The organism is Ruania suaedae, assembly GCF_021049265.1.
Lineage (GTDB): Bacteria > Actinomycetota > Actinomycetes > Actinomycetales > Beutenbergiaceae > Ruania > Ruania suaedae.
Map to the genome: position 1 here is coordinate 868,148 of NZ_CP088018.1, position 16,123 is coordinate 884,270.

At 70.3% G+C, this 16,123-nt stretch carries 15 protein-coding genes; 9 read left to right on the forward strand and 6 right to left on the reverse strand.

Translation table 11 applies throughout. The features are described from left to right. Positions 1–60 precede the first annotated feature (60 nt). Together LQF12_RS03915 and LQF12_RS03920 are read left to right on the forward strand one after the other, a co-directional pair. Entirely contained in the window at positions 61–1,116 is a 1,056-nt protein-coding gene (locus LQF12_RS03915) for a LacI family DNA-binding transcriptional regulator (protein ID WP_231054694.1), read from the forward strand. Between the two features lie 21 nt (positions 1,117–1,137). Continuing rightward, entirely contained in the window at positions 1,138–3,246 is a 2,109-nt protein-coding gene (locus LQF12_RS03920) for a beta-galactosidase (RefSeq protein WP_231054695.1), read from the forward strand. Between the two features lie 75 nt (positions 3,247–3,321). On the opposite strand, the gene LQF12_RS03925 is transcribed toward LQF12_RS03920, so the two are convergent. Both LQF12_RS03925 and LQF12_RS03930 read right to left on the reverse strand, forming a co-directional pair. After that, complete coding sequence (locus LQF12_RS03925; RefSeq protein WP_231054696.1) at positions 3,322–4,011, reverse strand: Rv1352/Rv1906c domain-containing protein; 690 nt, start codon at positions 4,009–4,011, stop codon at positions 3,322–3,324. A gap of 38 nt (positions 4,012–4,049) precedes the next feature. Continuing rightward, positions 4,050–4,826 carry a DUF4352 domain-containing protein gene (locus tag LQF12_RS03930; RefSeq protein ID WP_231054697.1) on the reverse strand — a complete coding sequence of 259 codons (777 nt, stop codon included), beginning with the start codon at positions 4,824–4,826 and terminating at the stop codon, positions 4,050–4,052. A gap of 154 nt (positions 4,827–4,980) precedes the next feature. On the opposite strand from LQF12_RS03930, the gene LQF12_RS03935 reads away from it, so the two are divergent. Beyond that, on the forward strand, positions 4,981–6,198 hold the full coding sequence (locus LQF12_RS03935; protein WP_231054698.1) for a sensor histidine kinase: 1,218 nt from the start codon (positions 4,981–4,983) through the stop codon (positions 6,196–6,198). A 79-nt stretch (positions 6,199–6,277) separates the two neighbouring features. Beyond that, positions 6,278–6,943 (forward strand): response regulator, encoded by a 666-nt coding sequence (locus LQF12_RS03940; RefSeq protein ID WP_231054699.1) that lies wholly within the window; start codon positions 6,278–6,280, stop codon positions 6,941–6,943. Positions 6,944–6,953: 10 nt separating this feature from the next. Here LQF12_RS03940 and LQF12_RS03945 read toward each other — a convergent pair whose 3' ends face one another. Next, complete coding sequence (locus LQF12_RS03945; protein ID WP_231054700.1) at positions 6,954–7,529, reverse strand: isochorismatase family protein; 576 nt, start codon at positions 7,527–7,529, stop codon at positions 6,954–6,956. Between the two features lie 117 nt (positions 7,530–7,646). On the opposite strand from LQF12_RS03945, the gene LQF12_RS03950 reads away from it, so the two are divergent. The 5 genes from LQF12_RS03950 (at position 7,647) to LQF12_RS03970 (ending at position 13,058) form a co-directional block, all read left to right on the forward strand. Next, on the forward strand, positions 7,647–8,570 hold the full coding sequence (locus LQF12_RS03950; protein ID WP_231054701.1) for a nucleoside hydrolase: 924 nt from the start codon (positions 7,647–7,649) through the stop codon (positions 8,568–8,570). Positions 8,571–8,919: 349 nt separating this feature from the next. Beyond that, positions 8,920–10,473 (forward strand): extracellular solute-binding protein, encoded by a 1,554-nt coding sequence (locus LQF12_RS03955; protein WP_231054702.1) that lies wholly within the window; start codon positions 8,920–8,922, stop codon positions 10,471–10,473. Positions 10,474–10,540: 67 nt separating this feature from the next. After that, a complete protein-coding gene (locus LQF12_RS03960) occupies positions 10,541–11,527 on the forward strand; it encodes an ABC transporter permease (RefSeq protein ID WP_231054703.1) in 987 nt (328 codons plus the stop codon). Continuing rightward, entirely contained in the window at positions 11,527–12,423 is an 897-nt protein-coding gene (locus LQF12_RS03965; protein ID WP_231054704.1) for a carbohydrate ABC transporter permease, read from the forward strand. The genes LQF12_RS03960 and LQF12_RS03965 overlap by 1 nt, the downstream gene beginning before the upstream one ends. Beyond that, a complete protein-coding gene (locus LQF12_RS03970) occupies positions 12,420–13,058 on the forward strand; it encodes a DUF624 domain-containing protein (RefSeq protein ID WP_231054705.1) in 639 nt (212 codons plus the stop codon). The genes LQF12_RS03965 and LQF12_RS03970 overlap by 4 nt, the downstream gene beginning before the upstream one ends. Before the next feature lie 35 nt (positions 13,059–13,093). Here LQF12_RS03970 and pdxA read toward each other — a convergent pair whose 3' ends face one another. The 3 genes from pdxA to LQF12_RS03985 are packed head-to-tail and all read right to left on the reverse strand — an operon-like array spanning position 13,094 to position 16,054. Further along, on the reverse strand, positions 13,094–14,134 hold the full coding sequence (gene pdxA, locus LQF12_RS03975; RefSeq protein WP_231054706.1) for a 4-hydroxythreonine-4-phosphate dehydrogenase PdxA: 1,041 nt from the start codon (positions 14,132–14,134) through the stop codon (positions 13,094–13,096). A gap of 16 nt (positions 14,135–14,150) precedes the next feature. After that, positions 14,151–15,281 carry a four-carbon acid sugar kinase family protein gene (locus LQF12_RS03980; protein ID WP_231054707.1) on the reverse strand — a complete coding sequence of 377 codons (1,131 nt, stop codon included), beginning with the start codon at positions 15,279–15,281 and terminating at the stop codon, positions 14,151–14,153. After that, positions 15,278–16,054, reverse strand: a complete 777-nt coding sequence (locus LQF12_RS03985; RefSeq protein ID WP_231054708.1) for a DeoR/GlpR family DNA-binding transcription regulator — start codon at positions 16,052–16,054, stop codon at positions 15,278–15,280. The genes LQF12_RS03980 and LQF12_RS03985 overlap by 4 nt, the downstream gene beginning before the upstream one ends. Positions 16,055–16,123: the final 69 nt, after the last annotated feature.

Here is a 16,123-nt window from a genome sequence, read left to right on the forward strand (position 1 = left end):
GTGCGCGATGAAAGAGATCAGGGTTGACCAAATGAGGGGAACCCGGTTGACTGCGTAGTCATGAAGGTGACTGCGCAGTCAGCCGGGGGCGAGGACGCCCCCGGCCCGGCCCGCCCGGTCATGACCGACGTCGCCCGTCTCGCCGGTGTCTCGCAGAAGACGGTCTCGCGGGTGGTGCGGGGAGAGGCGAACGTGAGCCCCGCCGTCCGTGATCGAGTTCACGCGGCAATCGCCGAGCTCGGTTTCCGCCCGAATACCGCAGCGCGCGCCCTGGCCAGCGGGCGCCATCGCACGCTGGGGATCGTCACCGATGGCTCGGCGCTGTACGGGCCCTCGGCCCAGCTGGTCAATCTCGAGCACGCCGCCTGGAAGGCGGGGTATGCCGTGATGATCGCCGCAGCGCCCGGCGGGGACCGGGACGCCTTCTCCCGGGCCATCCAGCGACTGGTCGACGGCGGTGTGGACGGGGTGCTCGTCGGCCGCTCCGTGCTGGCCGACGCCGTGACAGCGGCGGACCTGCAGGGACTGGTGACGATCGCCGTCGGCGATCCGCCCCCGCCGGGGGCACGCATCCCCGCGGTGGTCACCGACCAGCAGACGGGAGCGCGACTAGCGGTCGAGCACCTCCTCGGGCTGGGGCACGCGACCGTGCACCATCTGTCCGGGCCTATGAGCTGGCACTCCGCTCAGGGCCGGGCGCAGGGCTGGGCCGAGGCGCTCGAGGGCGCGGGCGCCGACGTGCCCGCGCCGGTCGCCGGGGACTGGACCTCCCGCTCGGGCTATGAGCGTGGCCGCGAGCTCGCGGCCACGGACGCCACGGCGATCTTCGCCGCCAACGACCAGATGGCGATCGGCCTCACGCGTGCACTGACCGAGGCCGGGCGCCGGGTGCCCGAGGACGTCTCGGTGGTCGGCTTCGACGACATCCCCGACGCCGCCTATCTGCCCGTACCGCTGACGACGGTGCGCCAGGAGTTCGCCGAGCTCGCGGCCCTCGCCGTCGACCTGTTCGCGCGGGAGAGCGCCACCGCTGCCCGCAGCAGCGACGCGCAAGTGACCGTCACCCCGGAGCTGATCGTGCGGGACAGCACAGCGCCACCACCCGACTCACCCTGAGACCCCGACCGAGGAGAACCCGTGCCCGACCAGACCGCCGACGTCCACGACCGCGTGCGCTTCGGTGCCGCCTACTACTACGAGTACCACTCCTCCCACACGGGCCGGGACCTGGAGCGAGACCTGGACCTGATGGCCGAGGCCGGCTTCAGCGTGATCCGGGTGGGGGAGTCCACCTGGTCCACCTGGGAGCCGGAGGACGGCCGCTTCGAGCTGGACTGGCTCCAGCCGGTGCTCGACGGTGCTCACGCCCGGGGCATCGACGTCATCCTCGGCACCCCCACCTACGCGGTGCCGCCGTGGCTGGCCCGGACGTACCCGGAGATCGCCGGCGAGAGGCGCACGGGGCAGCGCAACCACTGGGGTGCGCGCCAGGAGATGGATCTCACCCACGCCGCGTACAAGTTCTACAGCGAACGGGTGATCCGGGCCGTCGTCGGGCGCTATGCCGAGCACCCCGCCGTGATCGGGTTCCAGGTGGACAACGAGCCGGGCCTGCAGCTGCTGCACAACGAGAACGTCTTCCAGGCGTTCGTCGATCACCTCCGCCGTGAGTACGGGGACGTGAAGACCCTCAATCGTGAGTGGGGGCTGGTGTACTGGTCCCACCGGCTCAGCACCTGGGCGGACCTGTGGCGGCCCGACGGCAACGCCCAGCCGCAGTACGACCTGGCGTGGCGCCGCTTCCAGACGCAGCTGGTGACCGACTTCATCGCCTGGCAGGCCGGCATCGTGCGTGAGATCGCCCCGGCCGGGACGTTCGTGACGACGTGTATCGCCTACGCCCGCCCGGGCGTGGACGATCCGGAGCTGACGGCGGCGCTGGACGTGACGGCCGGAAATCCGTACTACACGATGCAGGACGGCCTCGCGCTGCCCTCGGCCGAGAACGTCACGCAGAGCTGGACCACCACGGGCACCTGGACGATCTTCCACTCCGCCGACCGGATGTACTCCTCCAAGCAGGCGCCGTTCCTGGTGACGGAGACCAATGCTGGAGCCATCGGGGGGCCCGCCACGAACGTGCCTGCCTTCGACGGGCAGTGGCGGCAGGTGGCGTGGGCGATGATCGCCCGGGGCGCGCGGATGATCGAGTACTGGCACTGGCACACGCTGCACTACGGCACCGAGACGTATTGGATCGGGGTGCTCCCGCACGATGAGCAGCCGGGCCGGGTGTACGCCCAGCTGGCCGAGCTGGGGGCGGAGATCAAGGCGGCCGAGCCGCACCTACGCGGGGTGGTGCCCGACGCCGAGGTAGCCCTGCTGTGGTCGAACGAGTCCAAGCGTGGCCTGATGGGGCAGCCCTCGCTCGCGCGAGCGGACGGATCCGGTGATCCGGGTTCCTACGAGAAGATCGTGCACGCCTTCTACCGGGGGGCGTTCGAGGCGGGGGCGCCCGTGCGGATCGTGCACGACAGCCAGGTGGCCGCGCGCGAGCCGGGCGAGGTGGCGAGTGAGCTGCCGGTGCTGCTCGTGCCGGCGCTGTACGTCGCCTCGGACGAGATGCTCGACTGGCTGCGCGCCTATGCCGAGGCCGGTGGCCACCTTGTGCTCGGGCCGCGCACCGGATACGCCGACGCCGAGGCTCGGGCCCGGCTCGAGGTGAAGCCCGGCCGGCTGGCCGAGGTGGCCGGGGTCGACTACCAGGAGTTCGCCAACCTGTCCGCGCCGGTGGGCGTGCGGGGGAGCGGGCTGGAGGTTCCTGAGGGCGCCACCGCGACGGCGTGGGCCGACTACCTGCGCGTGTCCGGATCCGCTGAGGTGCTGGCCGAGTACGACCACCGGGCGCTCGGTGCCTACCCGGCGGTGACCACTGCGGTCGCCGGGGCGGGGCGCGTGACGATGGTGGGGACCGTGCCCGACCCGGCGCTCGCGGTCGCGCTGATGCGGTGGGTGGCACCGGGGGAGGGTGATGCCTGGCGGGGGCTCACCGGTGGCTCGGTCACGATGACCTCGGCGACGAACAGCGAGGGTCGCCGTCTGCGGGTGCTGCACAACTGGTCGTGGGAGCCGGCGGCGGTCACGTTGCCGGCGGCGGTGACGGACGTGCTGGGTGAGGAGCGGCTCGCCGGGGGGGCCACGCTCGAGCTGGGGGCGTGGGACGTGCGGGTGCTGGTCGAGGACTGAACGCAACAGACGGCCCTCAGCGCATCCGTGCCACTGTGGCGCGGAGTAGCTGAGGGCCGTCGGTTGTGTTCGCCCCTACTGCTGATCCCAGGTCCCGCACCGCGAGGACTCGAAGTCCTGCCCCTCGCGCAGCGTGACGGTCGGGCGACCACCGGAGACGATGTCGTTCTGGATGATGTCGTCCTTGTTGGTCCCGGAGCGGAAGATCCCCCAGTAGCAGGTGCCACTCACCGCGTCGGTCGTGCGGTAGGTCCCCGGTGCGATATCCACCCCGACGGTCCAGGTGCCGTTGGTGATGCGGGTCTCGGCCTGGCGCCGCTCGGCCCCCGCCAGCTCCTCCTCCCGCTCGTCGAGCGCGCTCGCCCGTTCGTCGAGCTCGATCTCGCGCTCGTCCAGCCCGGCCAGCCGGTCCTCGGCGGCAGACTCGACGTCCTCAGCGCGCCGCTGGGCTCGGGCCACCTGGGACTCGGCGGTGTCCGCGCGATCGGCGGCCGTGTCGCGTTCATCGGTCCGGTCCGCCAGGTCCGCGGACAACGACTCGATCTCGGACTCGAGGCCGGCCGAGTGCTCGACCCAGAGGCTGTTGGCATAGGCGACGCTGATGCCGTAGGCGAGCGCTGCGACCAGGCAGGCGCTGAGACCGAGCGTGAGGCGATGCCGGCGCAGCCAGGCCGTCGGCTGCTGGATGGATCCGGGCTTGTCGCTGAGTCCGTCACCGGATTCGCCGTCGGGGTCGTCGATGGGCTCGGGCCGCGGAAGGGACATCGGAGTACCTATCATGAGTCGGAGTTGCCGGCTGCCGGCTACTGCACGGTGACAGTGACGCCGCCGGAGAAGGCGGAGTCGTGCAGCTCGAGCGCGGCGGGGGTGGCATCGGCCGGGATGTCGAAGACGAGCGCGCCCTCGAGCGTGTTGCCGGGGTTGATCTCGCTGATGAATGTCTCGTTGTCCTCCAGGTAGATCCCTGCTTCGGTATCGGCGGAGTGTTCGCGGCCCTCGGTGTCGAACAAGGACTGCTCGCTGTCGAATAGGAACTGCGGGTCGTCACCGATGTTGGTCACGCTCATGTGGACCAGCACGAACTGGCCCTGCGGCTCGGTGCTGAGGAACTCGTTGCCGATGCCCTCGACGCCGGTCTCGATCTCGCTGACCACGAACTCGAACTGCCCGTCGCGGGCGGCGTCGCCGAGCCCTGGCGCATCCGGCTCCGGCTCCGGCTCGCTCGTCTCCGCCGGAGCCTCCTCATCCGCCGGGGCCCCCTCTCCTGCTGCACCCTCCTCGGCCTGGTCCGCGCTACCGCCGCCTGCCTCCGGATCTTCGGATCCGCCGCCACCGAGGACGTTGGCCAGGATCACCACCAGCACGATGGCACCGAGCACGGTGAGGATCTTGTGCCGGGCGAACCAGCTCTTCTTCTTCACCGGCGCCGCCGGCGGCTGCGGGGGGTACCCGCCGGGCTGGGCTGGATACCCGCTCGGCTGGGGCGGGTATCCGCCGGCCGGGCTCTGGTAGGCGCCGGGGCCCTGCGGGACGTACGGCTGGTTCGGGTACTGGCCATCGGGGCCGGGCTGCTGGGACATGGTGCCTCCTCGGATCGGGAATGCCCCCAGCACACCGCCACGGCCACCCTCGTGACTTCCCCCGATCGGCTGGACCTGCCCACCCGATCGGGGGAGGGAGCGCGACCCGTTCGGGCGGTACTGCCCGTCGGTGCCTGGCCCTACGGTGCTCTGTATGACCGCAGCCGACACCGCTCCCCGCCGCCCGCCGTGGTGGCGCACCGTGCTGCTGGTGCCCGCCTGCATGTTCTTCACCGTCTCCAGTGGTGTCTTCTCGGAGGTGGGTCAGAACACCGAGGGGCCCGGGGCGGTCCTGTTGCTCCCGTTGCTGCTGGGGATGGTCGCCGTTCCGCTGGCGCTGCTGTGGCGCCATCGCGCGCCGCTGGTGATCACCTGGGTGGCGGTCGCTGCCGGGGTGGTGCTGCCGTTGGGCCCCTCGACCGCCCTGGTGGCCCTGGCATGCCTCATCGTCCGACGGCGCGGCCCGGCCGTGTGGTGGGCCGCCGCCGGCGTCGCCGTGACGACCGCGCTCGCCATGGTGCGTGATGTGCTCGCCCCCTCGGCGGCGGCCTCGCTGCTGCAGTTCTTCGCCTTGCCACCGGGGACGTCCTCGGAGGCCTCGGTGGAGCTGGGGTGGCGGCTGCCGACGATCCTGGCTCTCGTGCTCATGGGCCTGTCGGTCGGTACCGGGTTGCTGATGCGAGCCAGGCGCAGCAGCAGGTCGGCCGAGACCGTCGCCCGGGCCGCCGGCCGTGAGCAGGACCGGCTCGGGGAGGCCCTGGCCCGGCAGATCGAGCGCGAACGCATCGCCCGGGAGGTGCACGACTCACTCGGTCACCGGCTGTCGTTGCTGTCGCTGCACGCAGGAGCCCTGCAGGCGAACACCCCCGCGGGCACGGAGCTGCGGGAGAGCGCCGAGCTGGTGCGCGAGGGAGCCGGCAAGGCGATGGACGATCTGCGCTCGCTGCTCTCGGTGCTGCGGCAGCACCCGGACGACGCCGCACCAGAGCTCTCGCTGGCCGACCTGCGCGCGGTCCTCGACGACGAGGTCGCCACCGGTGAGCCGGTGAGCTCGACGGTCTATCTGGAGCAGGCCGAGTCGGCGGATCCGGCGCTGGCACGTGCGGTCTACCGCATCGTGCAGGAGATGTTGACCAACGCGCGCAAGCACGCCCCGGGCGCGCCGGTCCGGCTCAGCGTCACCGGCGGACCGGCCGAGGGGATCTGTATCGATGCCAGGAACCCCTACCTCGGCAGCAGTGCCTCGTCAGGCTCGCGCAGCGGACTGCAGGGCGTGGCCGAGCGGGCCGAGCTGCTCGGCGGGCGCATCGCCTACGGCCTCGATGACCACGACCGTACCTTCCGGGTCACCGTCACGCTGCCGTGGCGCTGACCTCCCGGACACGGCCATGGCCTGCCGATGACGCACCCGGTTCCAGGCTGTGTCGCCCGCCCCCTCTACGATCGCGGGTATGACCAGACCGCACCGCGTGCTCCTCGTCGATGACGACCCCCTGGCGCGCTCGGGACTGCGGCTGCTGCTGCGCAGCGCCGGGGACATCGAGGTCGTCGCCGAGGCTGCGGACGGCGACGAGGTCGTCCCAGCCGTGCAGGCGCACCACCCGGACGTGATCCTGATGGACCTGGGCATGGCACGGATGAACGGGATCGAGGCCACCGCGCAGGTGCGGGCACTGCCGAACCCACCACACGTCGTCGCCCTGACCACCTGGGACGTCAGCGACGCGGTCATGCGCTGCATCGACGCCGGGGCGGCCGGCTACCTGCTCAAGTCCGACGGCCCGGATGTGATCGTCAAGGCGGTGCGGGACGTGGTGGCCGGTGATGCGGTGCTGTCCCCGCGCAGCACTCGCCAGCTGCTCGAACGGTTCCGCAACCAGCCCGGCGACGCCGAGCGGGTGCGGGCCCGGGAGCTGGTGGCCACGCTCTCCGAGCGTGAGCTCGAGGTGGCACGGCGGGTCGGGCGCGGGCTGTCGAATGCGACAGTCGCCGGTCAGTTGTACGTCTCGGAGGCGACCGTGAAGACCCACCTCAGTGCCGTGCAGGCGAAGTTGGGAGCCCGCAACCGCGTCGAGGTGGCCGTGGTGGCCGAGCGGGCGGGACTGCTCGCCCAGTGATCCGGCGAGGTCAGTCCCCGGACTGCTCCAGCCGTACCCCCGCTGCGGCCATCGCCTCGCGCGCCGCCGCGCCCAGCTCCTCGCTCACCGGTGCTGTCAGATCCATCAGCACGCGGGCGCCCAGGCCGTGCCGGACCGCGTCCAGTGCGGTGTCCTTCACGCAGTGCGACTCGGCCAGGCCGACGACATCGACGGAGTCGATCTGCGCCTCGGCGAGGATCGTGGCCAGCGGGTGGCCGTCGTCGTCGTGGCCCTCGAAGCCGGAGTAGGCCGCCGCGTAGGCGCCCTTCTTCACCGACGCCTCAGGAGTGAGATCGGCCAGTGCCGGGTGCAGCTCGGCCTCGGAGGTCCCGGCCACCCCGTGCGGGGGCCAGGTGTCCACGAAGTCGGGATTCTCGGAGAAGTGATCGCCGGGATCGATGTGCCAGTCCTGGGTGGTCACCACCAGGTCGTAGTCGTCGCGGTGGCCCGCGGCATATGCCGCAACGCGCTCGGCGACGACGTTGCCCCCCTCGACGGCGAGGGCGCCGCCCTCGCAGAAGGTCGGTTGCACGTCGACCACGAGCAGTGCGCGGTGGGTGGCCATGGGTTGCTCCCTTCTCGGCGGTCCTGATCCCACTGTGCACCGTGCGCCGGCGTCGTGGCGAGACCCTCGCCGCGAGGTGGATATACAGTCACTGATGAATCTCGACGAAGGAGTCCCGTGTCCCGCACCGCTGCACGCCACCGTGCCCTCATCAACACCGATGCCAAGAACGAGGCGGACGATCAGTTCGCGATCGTGCACGCCCTGCTCTCGCCCACCATCGACATCCGCGGCCTGATCGCCGCGCACTTCGGTACCCGTCGCTCGCAGCAGAGCATGCTGGACTCCCGGGCGGAGATCGACCTCCTGCTGGAGATGCTCGGACGTGAGGCGCCCGTGACCAATGGTGCGCCGCACGCGATCGGTGAGCCGGGTACACGCGTCGATCAGGCACAGCCCGTGGACTCCGAGGGGGCCCGGATGATCATCGAGGAGGCCCACCGCGGCGGTGACGGCGAGGGCACACTGTACGTGGCCTTCCTCGGACCGCTGACCGACATGGCGAGTGCCTTGCTCCTCGATCCGAGCATCCAGGACACCGACACGGTGGTGATCTGGATCGGCGGCCACCACTACTACGACCCCATCTACCCCGTACGGCCCAAGGTCGAGTTCAACCTCGCCAACGACATCGCGGCGGCGAACGTCGTCATGGCCTCCCGGCTGCCGGTATGGCAGGTTCCCAGCTCCGTCTACACCCAGGTCTCGGTCGGCTATGCCGAGCTGGAGGCCCGCGTCGCACCCCACGGCAGGCTCGGCCGCTACCTGGTCGACCAGCTCCACGCCTGGAACGAGCGATACCACGACGGTCCGATCGAGCACCGCTCCCTCGGGGACTCCCCGGCGGTCGGATTGATCATGAACCCGCAGAGCGCCCACTTCTCCACCCGGCCCGCGCCCGTCTTCGCCGCGGACGGCACGACCTCCCCGGTGGGCGAGGGCACGCGTGAGGTGCTGGTCGCGGAGTCCTACGACACCCGGTGGCTGCTCGAGGACATGTTCCACAAGCTCGCGGCGCACGGCCGCGGCGCCGCACGGTAGACACAGCACCCGGGCGATCCACGCGCGATCGACGCAGTCTGCCCGTCGATCAAGAATCTTTGCGGTCATGAATGCTCATTCGCAAGTGCCGGTTTCTGTTGCGATAGCAACGTTTATGGCTCAACAGGCCGCTGGACACCCTGCGCGGAGTGCGCAGTATGAGGGGTCAATATTGCGTGTTTCGCTAGACATAGGCCACGCGCCGCCCTACAGTGGCGGCACGACGCATCGCTCAACGACGAGGGCCTTGCGACCGGGCGGCAGATCGACGTCGCGCGGCCGGGGGAGTCTCGGCGGACAGCCGATGACGGTCCGCACCTGTCCCCCATGCGCACAACCAGGGAGTGTCATGTTTCGACGCAGGATCACCGCGACGGTCGCCGGAGCCGTCGCGCTAGGACTGTTCGCCACGGCGTGCAGCGGTCCGGAGGAATCGACCGGTGGTGACGGCGACGGCGAGGCCGGCGCGTTCACCTACCGGATGCCCGGTCGCTTCGCCGACTGGCTCAACGACCTGAACCAGTTCCCCGTGCTCCAGGAGGAAGCGGGCGTGGAGGTCGAGCTGGTCGACGGGGGTGGCTCGGAGAACTACTACCAGCAGATCGACCTCGACCTCACCAGCGAGGGCCTCGGTGACGCGGCCATCGTCAACCTCGCGCAGATGCAGGTCTACGGTCCCCAGGGCGCACTGGTCGACCTCGCGCCGCTGCTGGAGGAGCAGGCGCCGAACGTCGCCGCCTACCTCGCCGAGAACGAGGAGTTCCGTCAGCTCGTCACCAATGAGGACGGGCAGATCTTCGGCCTCATCGCCGAACGTCCGAGCATCGGGACGCTGCCCTTCTACCGTGCCGACATGTTCGCCGAGGCCGGCATCGACGAGCCCCCGAACACCGTCGAGGAGTTCGCCGACGCGCTGCGTGCGCTGAAGGAGACCTATGGCGAGGACTCGAACTACTACCCGATGACCGGCCGGGACTTCTTCATCAACATGTTCTACGCCTTCGAGGCGGGCTTCTCGATCGACGACCAGGGCACGCTGCACGGGGCCTACGACGAGTCCACCGGGCTCTCGTTCGACCTCCACGCCCCCCGCTTCGAGGAGATGATCGCCTGGTACAAGGACCTCTACGACGAGGGCCTGATCGACCCCATCTGGGTGCAGGGCAGTGCGAGCGAGGAGGACTGGCAGGCTCAGCTCCTCAACGGGCAGGCGTCGGTCTCGCGCGACTTCTTCACCCGGCCGTCCTGGTTCATGCAGAACGGTGGCCCGGAGAACGACCCGGACTTCCAGATGGATGTGCTCCCGGCCTTCGAGACCCCCGACGGCGAGCAGCTCACCATGACCTCCAACGCCCTCTTCGACTCCTCCCGGGTCTTCGCCATCGATGCGCGGTCGGAGAACGTCGAGGAGGTGCTCGGCTTCCTCGATTACCTCTACAGCGACGAGGGCCAGCGCCTGCTGCACTACGGCGTCGAGGGGGAGTCCTACGAGATGGCCGACGGCGAACCGCAGTACCTCGTCGAGTTCGAGGACGTCGCCGCCTCCCCGGTGGGCACGCCCGTCTGGGCCTTCCACCAGGACCGCCTCACGTTCCCGGCACCGGTCGACAACGCCGCGTACTACGACTTCCTCGACGACTTCACCAGCTCCTTCGCCCAGGAGCACTTCTCCGAGAACGCCGAGCCGCACCCGGTCATCAAGTACTCCCCGGACCAGCTCGAGGAGCGGCTCGAGCTCAAGGCCTCGATGCAGCCGGCGATGGTGGCAGGGCTGACGGCCTTCGTCACCGGAGACCGCCCGCTGTCGGAGTGGTCGGCCTTCGTGACCGAGATGGATGAGATCGGCCGCGAGCGGATGGCCGAGATCGACCAGGAGGCCTACGACGCCATGCAGAACCTCTGAGTCCACTGAAGTCGAGGGCCCCGGCCGGCCACCGCCGGCCGGGGCCCCATCCGAGGAAGGGGCGTTCGTGGCCACGATCACCAGCCAGCCGCAGCAGACGCGGGCCGCCGGGCCGCCGTCGCGGCGGCCGACCTCGCGCGGAGCGCGCATCCGTCGCCAGTTCCACCGCAACTGGCTGCTCTACGTGATGCTCATCCCGGGCATCGTGCACCTGGCGATCTTCAAGATCGGCCCCATCGGTGCCCTGGTCATCGCCTTCCAGGACTACAGCACCTTCCTCGGCATCACCGGCAGCGAGTGGGTGGGACTGGACAACTTCGCCCGCTTCCTCAGCGACCCGTTGCTGTTCCGATTGCTGCGCAACACCGTGGTGCTGGCGATCGCCTCGCTGGCGGTCGGCTTCCCGGTGCCGATCCTGTTCGCGCTCTTCCTCAACGAGGTCCGCAACCAGGTGATGCGACGCAGCATCCAGACGGCCTCGTTCCTGCCCTACTTCATCTCGACCGCCGTCATCGTCTCGATCATGTTCACGATGCTGAACCCGCGCACGGGTCTGGTGAACACGATCATCGAGGCGCTCGGCGGGGACGCGATCTTCTTCTTCGCCGAGTCCGAGTGGTTCCGGCCGCTGTACGTGTTCATGAACACGTGGCAGGGCTTCGGGTACTCGACGGTGATCTACCTCGCGGCCATGGCCGCGATCGACCCCACGCTCTACGAGGCCGCGCACATCGACGGCGCCAACCGGTGGCGCCGGATGTGGCACGTCACGCTGCCCTCCATCGCGCCGATGATCATCGTGATGCTGATCCTCAACATCGGGCAGATCCTCGCGGTCGACATGGACCGGATCCTGCTGATGTACCGGCCGGCGACCTATGAGACGGCGGACGTGATCCAGACCTATGTCTATCGCCTGGCCTTCTCGCCCGAAGGCTTCCCGAACTACAGCTACGGCGCCGCCGTCGGGCTCGTCCAGGGCGTGCTCGCCCTCGTGCTCATCGTGCTCGCCAACCGCGCCGCGAAGAAGTTCTCCGACTCGAGGGTGTTCTGATGGCCCGCCGTTCCTCCTCCACCGCCGAGAAGTCCCGGGCCTTCGTGGCCGTCAACACCGCGGTGCTGCTGCTGATCGCCGTCGGGTGCCTGTACCCGTTCGTGTACGTGCTGGCCGTCTCGCTCTCCGACGCCGACGCCGTCAACACGGGCGGGATCTGGCTCTGGCCCGAGGGCTTCAACTTCTACACCTACCAGCACGTGTTCACCACGCCGCGCCTGGGGGTCCTGCGCGCGCTGATGAACTCGATCCTGTACACCTTCGTCTCCACCGTGGTCTCGGTGGCACTGACGTACCTGACGGGATACGCGCTCTCGCGGCGCAAGCTGCCCAGCCGGCACGCGATCATGTTCGTCTTCATCGCGACCTGGATCTTCGACGCCGGCATCGTCCCGGCGTACCTGGTCAACGAGCGGCTCGGGTTCGTCAACAACTGGCTCGTCATGGTGATCCCGCCCGCCGTCAGCACGTTCCTGCTCATCATCACCCGCTCCTTCCTGCAGGCGATTCCGAATGAGCTCGAGGAGGCGGCCGGTATCGACGGGGCCAACGACTGGCAGATCATGTCGCGGGTGTTCTTCCCGCTCTCCAAGCCCGTGCTGGCCACGATCGGCATCTTCTATGCGGTGCAGACCTGGAACTCGTTCCTGCTCCCCCTGATCTACCTGCGGGACGAGGCATTGCGGCCGATCCAGCTCGTGCTCTACGAGTTGCTGGTCGCCGACGACCCCAGCTCGACCAACTTCGAGCAGATCGTGATCAACGGCGTGGAGCTCGCTCCGGAGAGCATCCGGGCAGCGATCATGGTGCTCGCGATGGTGCCCATCGTCGCGATGTATCCCTACGCCCAGCGCTACTTCGCCAAGGGCATGCTGATCGGATCGGTCAAGGGATGACCTCCCTGCAGGCAGCGCTCGTCCGGTTCCTCGAGGGCGCCTACCGGATCGTCACGCTGCACCTGCTCTGGCTGGCCGGGGTGCTGCTGGGGGCGGTCGTGCTCGGTGCCGGGCCGGCCACCGCCGCCGCCTACGCCACCCTGCGAACGCTCCAGCGGGAGCCGGACTTCTCCGCCCGCCGCGCGGCAGTGCGGTTCGCCCATCACTACCGCCGGAGCTTCTGGCGCGCGAACGCCTACACCTGGGTGGTCGCCGTCGTCGGTGCGGTGCTCCTGGCCTCCCAGCTGCTCGCAGCGCAGCTCCCCGGACCGGCGGGCGCGGTGAGCCGCGCCGCCTCCATCAGTGGACTGCTGGCATGGGTCATCATGCTCGTCCACCTGCCGGCGGTGACCACCGCTCGCGCTCCGCGTGGGCTCGTCGAGGACCTGCGGGCGGCCCTGCTCTACGGGATCGCAGCGTTCCCGGTCACGCTGATGCTGCTCGTGGCGGTCGGGGCGATGGTGCTCGCCGTCGCGACCATGCCTGCGCTCGTGCTCGTCCTCGGCCCGGCCCTGACGGCGGAGGCCAGCATCCGTGGCGAGCGGGTGCTGCGCCGTCGCCGGGCCGTGACGAGCCGCCGGCTCGCCGTCCGCTGAGGCGCCTCACCGCACTCCGGTGGGCCCCGTCAACCTCAGGCAGAGGCGGCCTCGGCCGCGATCCGCCCCCGGTCGGCGAGCTGAGCGGCCTGGCGCAACGCCTCGGACATGCTCTCGGTGGTGACCGCGCCGGTGCCGGCGATGTCGAAGGCCGTCCCGTGGTCCACCGAGGTGCGGATGACCGGCAGCCCCACGGTGATGTTGACGCCGTCGTCGATACCGAGGACCTTGACGGGCCCGTGGCCCTGGTCGTGGTACATCGCCACAATCAGGTCGAAATCGCCGCGGCTGGCGAGGAAGAACGCCGTGTCGGCGGGGAGGGGACCGTGCACGTCATGGCCTGCTGCGGTCAGCCGCGCCAGGGCCGGTTCGATCTTCTCCGCTTCCTCGCCCCGGCCGAACAGTCCGTTCTCGCCCGCGTGGGGGTTGATGCCGCAGACACCGATCCGCGGCCGCTCGATCCCCGCGCGCCGCAGGGCATCGATGCCGCGTTCGATCGTGCGCTGCACCAGCGGGGGATCGATCATCGCGATGGCGTCGATGAGCCCGATGTGGGTGGTCACGTGGATGACCTTCAGCTTGGGGGTGCTGAGCATCATCGAGACCTCGGGCACGCCGGTCAGGTGGGCGAGCAGCTCGGTGTGCCCGGGGTAGGGGTGGCCGGCGGCGTGCAGGGCCGCCTTGTTGATCGGGGCGGTGGCGATGGCGGCCACCTCGTGCGCGCGCGCATGGTGGGCGGCGCGCTCGATGTAGCGGTACGCGGCCTCGCCTGCCGCAGGGGCGACCTGCCCGAACGGCAGATCCGCCTCAAGGGTGCCGACCTGGATCACGGAAATCCGGTGAGGTCCGGGCACGGCATCGGAGGGCTGCTCGATCGGGTCGATCACGGCGTCCACGCCCATGATTCGGGCGGCGTGACGCATCCGCTCGACATCCCCGAGGAGCACCGGACGGCAGACCGCGAGCACCGAGGCGTCGATCAGCGCGCGGGCACAGACCTCGGGCCCGACGCCGGCCGGGTCGCCCATCGTCACCGCGACGATCGGCAGCGTGGAGGTGGCGGGGGTGGTATCCATGGGACTCCTTCGTCGGTCAGCGCAACGGGCTGGCTGAGGCGGTGGTGAGGACGAGGTCGTGCAGCAGGGCTCGTGCGCCGTAGCTGCCGGGCTTGGTGATGACGTCGCGGCCCGCCGGCGTGCGCAGATGCGCCAGGGCCTGGCTGGCGGCGCCGGTCGTGCTGAGGTGGTCGATCCCGGCGCGTTCGAGCACCCGCCGGGCCGTGTGCCCGCCGCTGAGAAGCAGCGTCGTCCGGGCCGGGGCCCGGTCGAGGGTGGCCTCAGCGATCGCCAGCAGCCGGTCCCACGCTGCCTCCAACTCACCAGGCGCGCCGACCTCGGCCGGCAGGTGCACCACCGCGTGGTCGCCGCGCTCGAGCGCGGCGAGCAGAGCGGCGATCGCGGAGGAGACGTCGGCCGTGGGGCCGGCGGTGAGCACCACGGTCTCGCCACCCTCGCGCAGCGCGTCCAGCTGACCCGCCGTGACGGCGTCGTGGGTGCCGAGGACGGCGAAGAGCTGGATGGGATCCGGCACGAGGTCGTCCGTCGCGGCCTCGGCAGGCTCGCTGCCGGCGAGGACCTCGGCGAGGAACTCGGCCGATCCGGCGGTGATGATGGCCGGATCACTCCGGCAGTACGTGGCCAGGCCCGCCAGGGCGGTCACCGAGGTGACGTCGGCGGTGATCAGCGCGGGCAGGCCGCGCGCCGACAGCTCGTTCACCCGCGCATGGTCCTCGCCGACATGGTGGTGGTCCAGGCCGGCGAACACGGCCCCGAGCGATCGCGGCCGGGCGCCGGGCACGCGCTGCACCCCGCCCTCGGTGATCCGGCCGAGCGCCGGATGCGCGGCGCACAGCACGACCGGCCGGCCACTGCCGAGCAGCGCCTCGGCATAGTCGCGCACCGGTCCGCGCAGCTGGGAGTCGAGTTTGAGAGCGAGCCGGGCAGAGCCCGCGCCGGCCATGAGGGTGGAGAGCCGGCGGGTGAGCGTTTCGCCGCGCAGGTGCCGGATGTCGAGATCCCAGACCGCACGCCCTGCCTCGGCCCCCGGCTCGGTCGCGGCTTCTGCGAGGCGCACGTCCACCAGGACCTGGGCGCGGCGACTCCAGGCCTGCGCCAGCTCCGCGGCCCCGCTGAGGTCGTCGGACCAGACCTGCGCCCAGCTCACGCGGGCCGGTCCACGACGACGGCCTCGCGCCCGCCGGAGCGGAACTGCGCGATGAAGTCGGGATCGGCGCCGTCGTCGGTGACGAGGGTCCAGGGCTTGTCGATACGCGCCCAGCTGTCGAAGGGGGCGCGGCCGAGCTTCGAGGAGTGGGCCAGCACGTAGACCGCACGCGAGCGGCGGGCCATCAGTTCCTTGAGGCGGGTCTGGTCGAGCTCGGCCTCGCAGATCGACCCGTCCGAGGCCACGCCATCGGTGCCGAGGAACAGTCGGTCGAAGGTGAGCCGCTCCAGATTCATCTCGGTCAGCGGGCCCACGAAGGCCGCCGAGAGCTCGCGCAGCCGTCCGCCCAGGCTGGTGAGGGAGATCTCGGGCCGCGAGCGCAGCAGGTTGACCACCGGCACGCTGGCCGTGGTCACCGCCAGACCCTCGACGGCGGGGATCCGCCGTGCCAGCAGCGCCACGGTCGAGCCGGCATCGAGCAGCAGGGACTCGCCGTCACCGATCTGCTCGGCGGCCCACCGGGCGATCACGGACTTGGCGTCGAAGCCTTCCTGCTCGCGCTGGAGGAGCGAGGTCTCGGTGTGCTCGCCCGGAGCAATGGCGCCGCCGTAGGTCCGCGCGAGCTGGCCGGTCCGGCTGAGCAGCGCGAGGTCGCGGCGGATCGTCGATGCGGTGACATTGAAGCGGGCGGCCAGATCCTCGACGCTGGCCAGGCCCATCTCGGATGCCCGCGCGACGATCTCCTCGCGCCGCCGCTCCGTCTTCCCTGCCATGGTCTGCCCCTTCACTCCGTCTCGGCCTCCATCATACGCACAGAATGCGCATTCTGTGCTACTTTGATC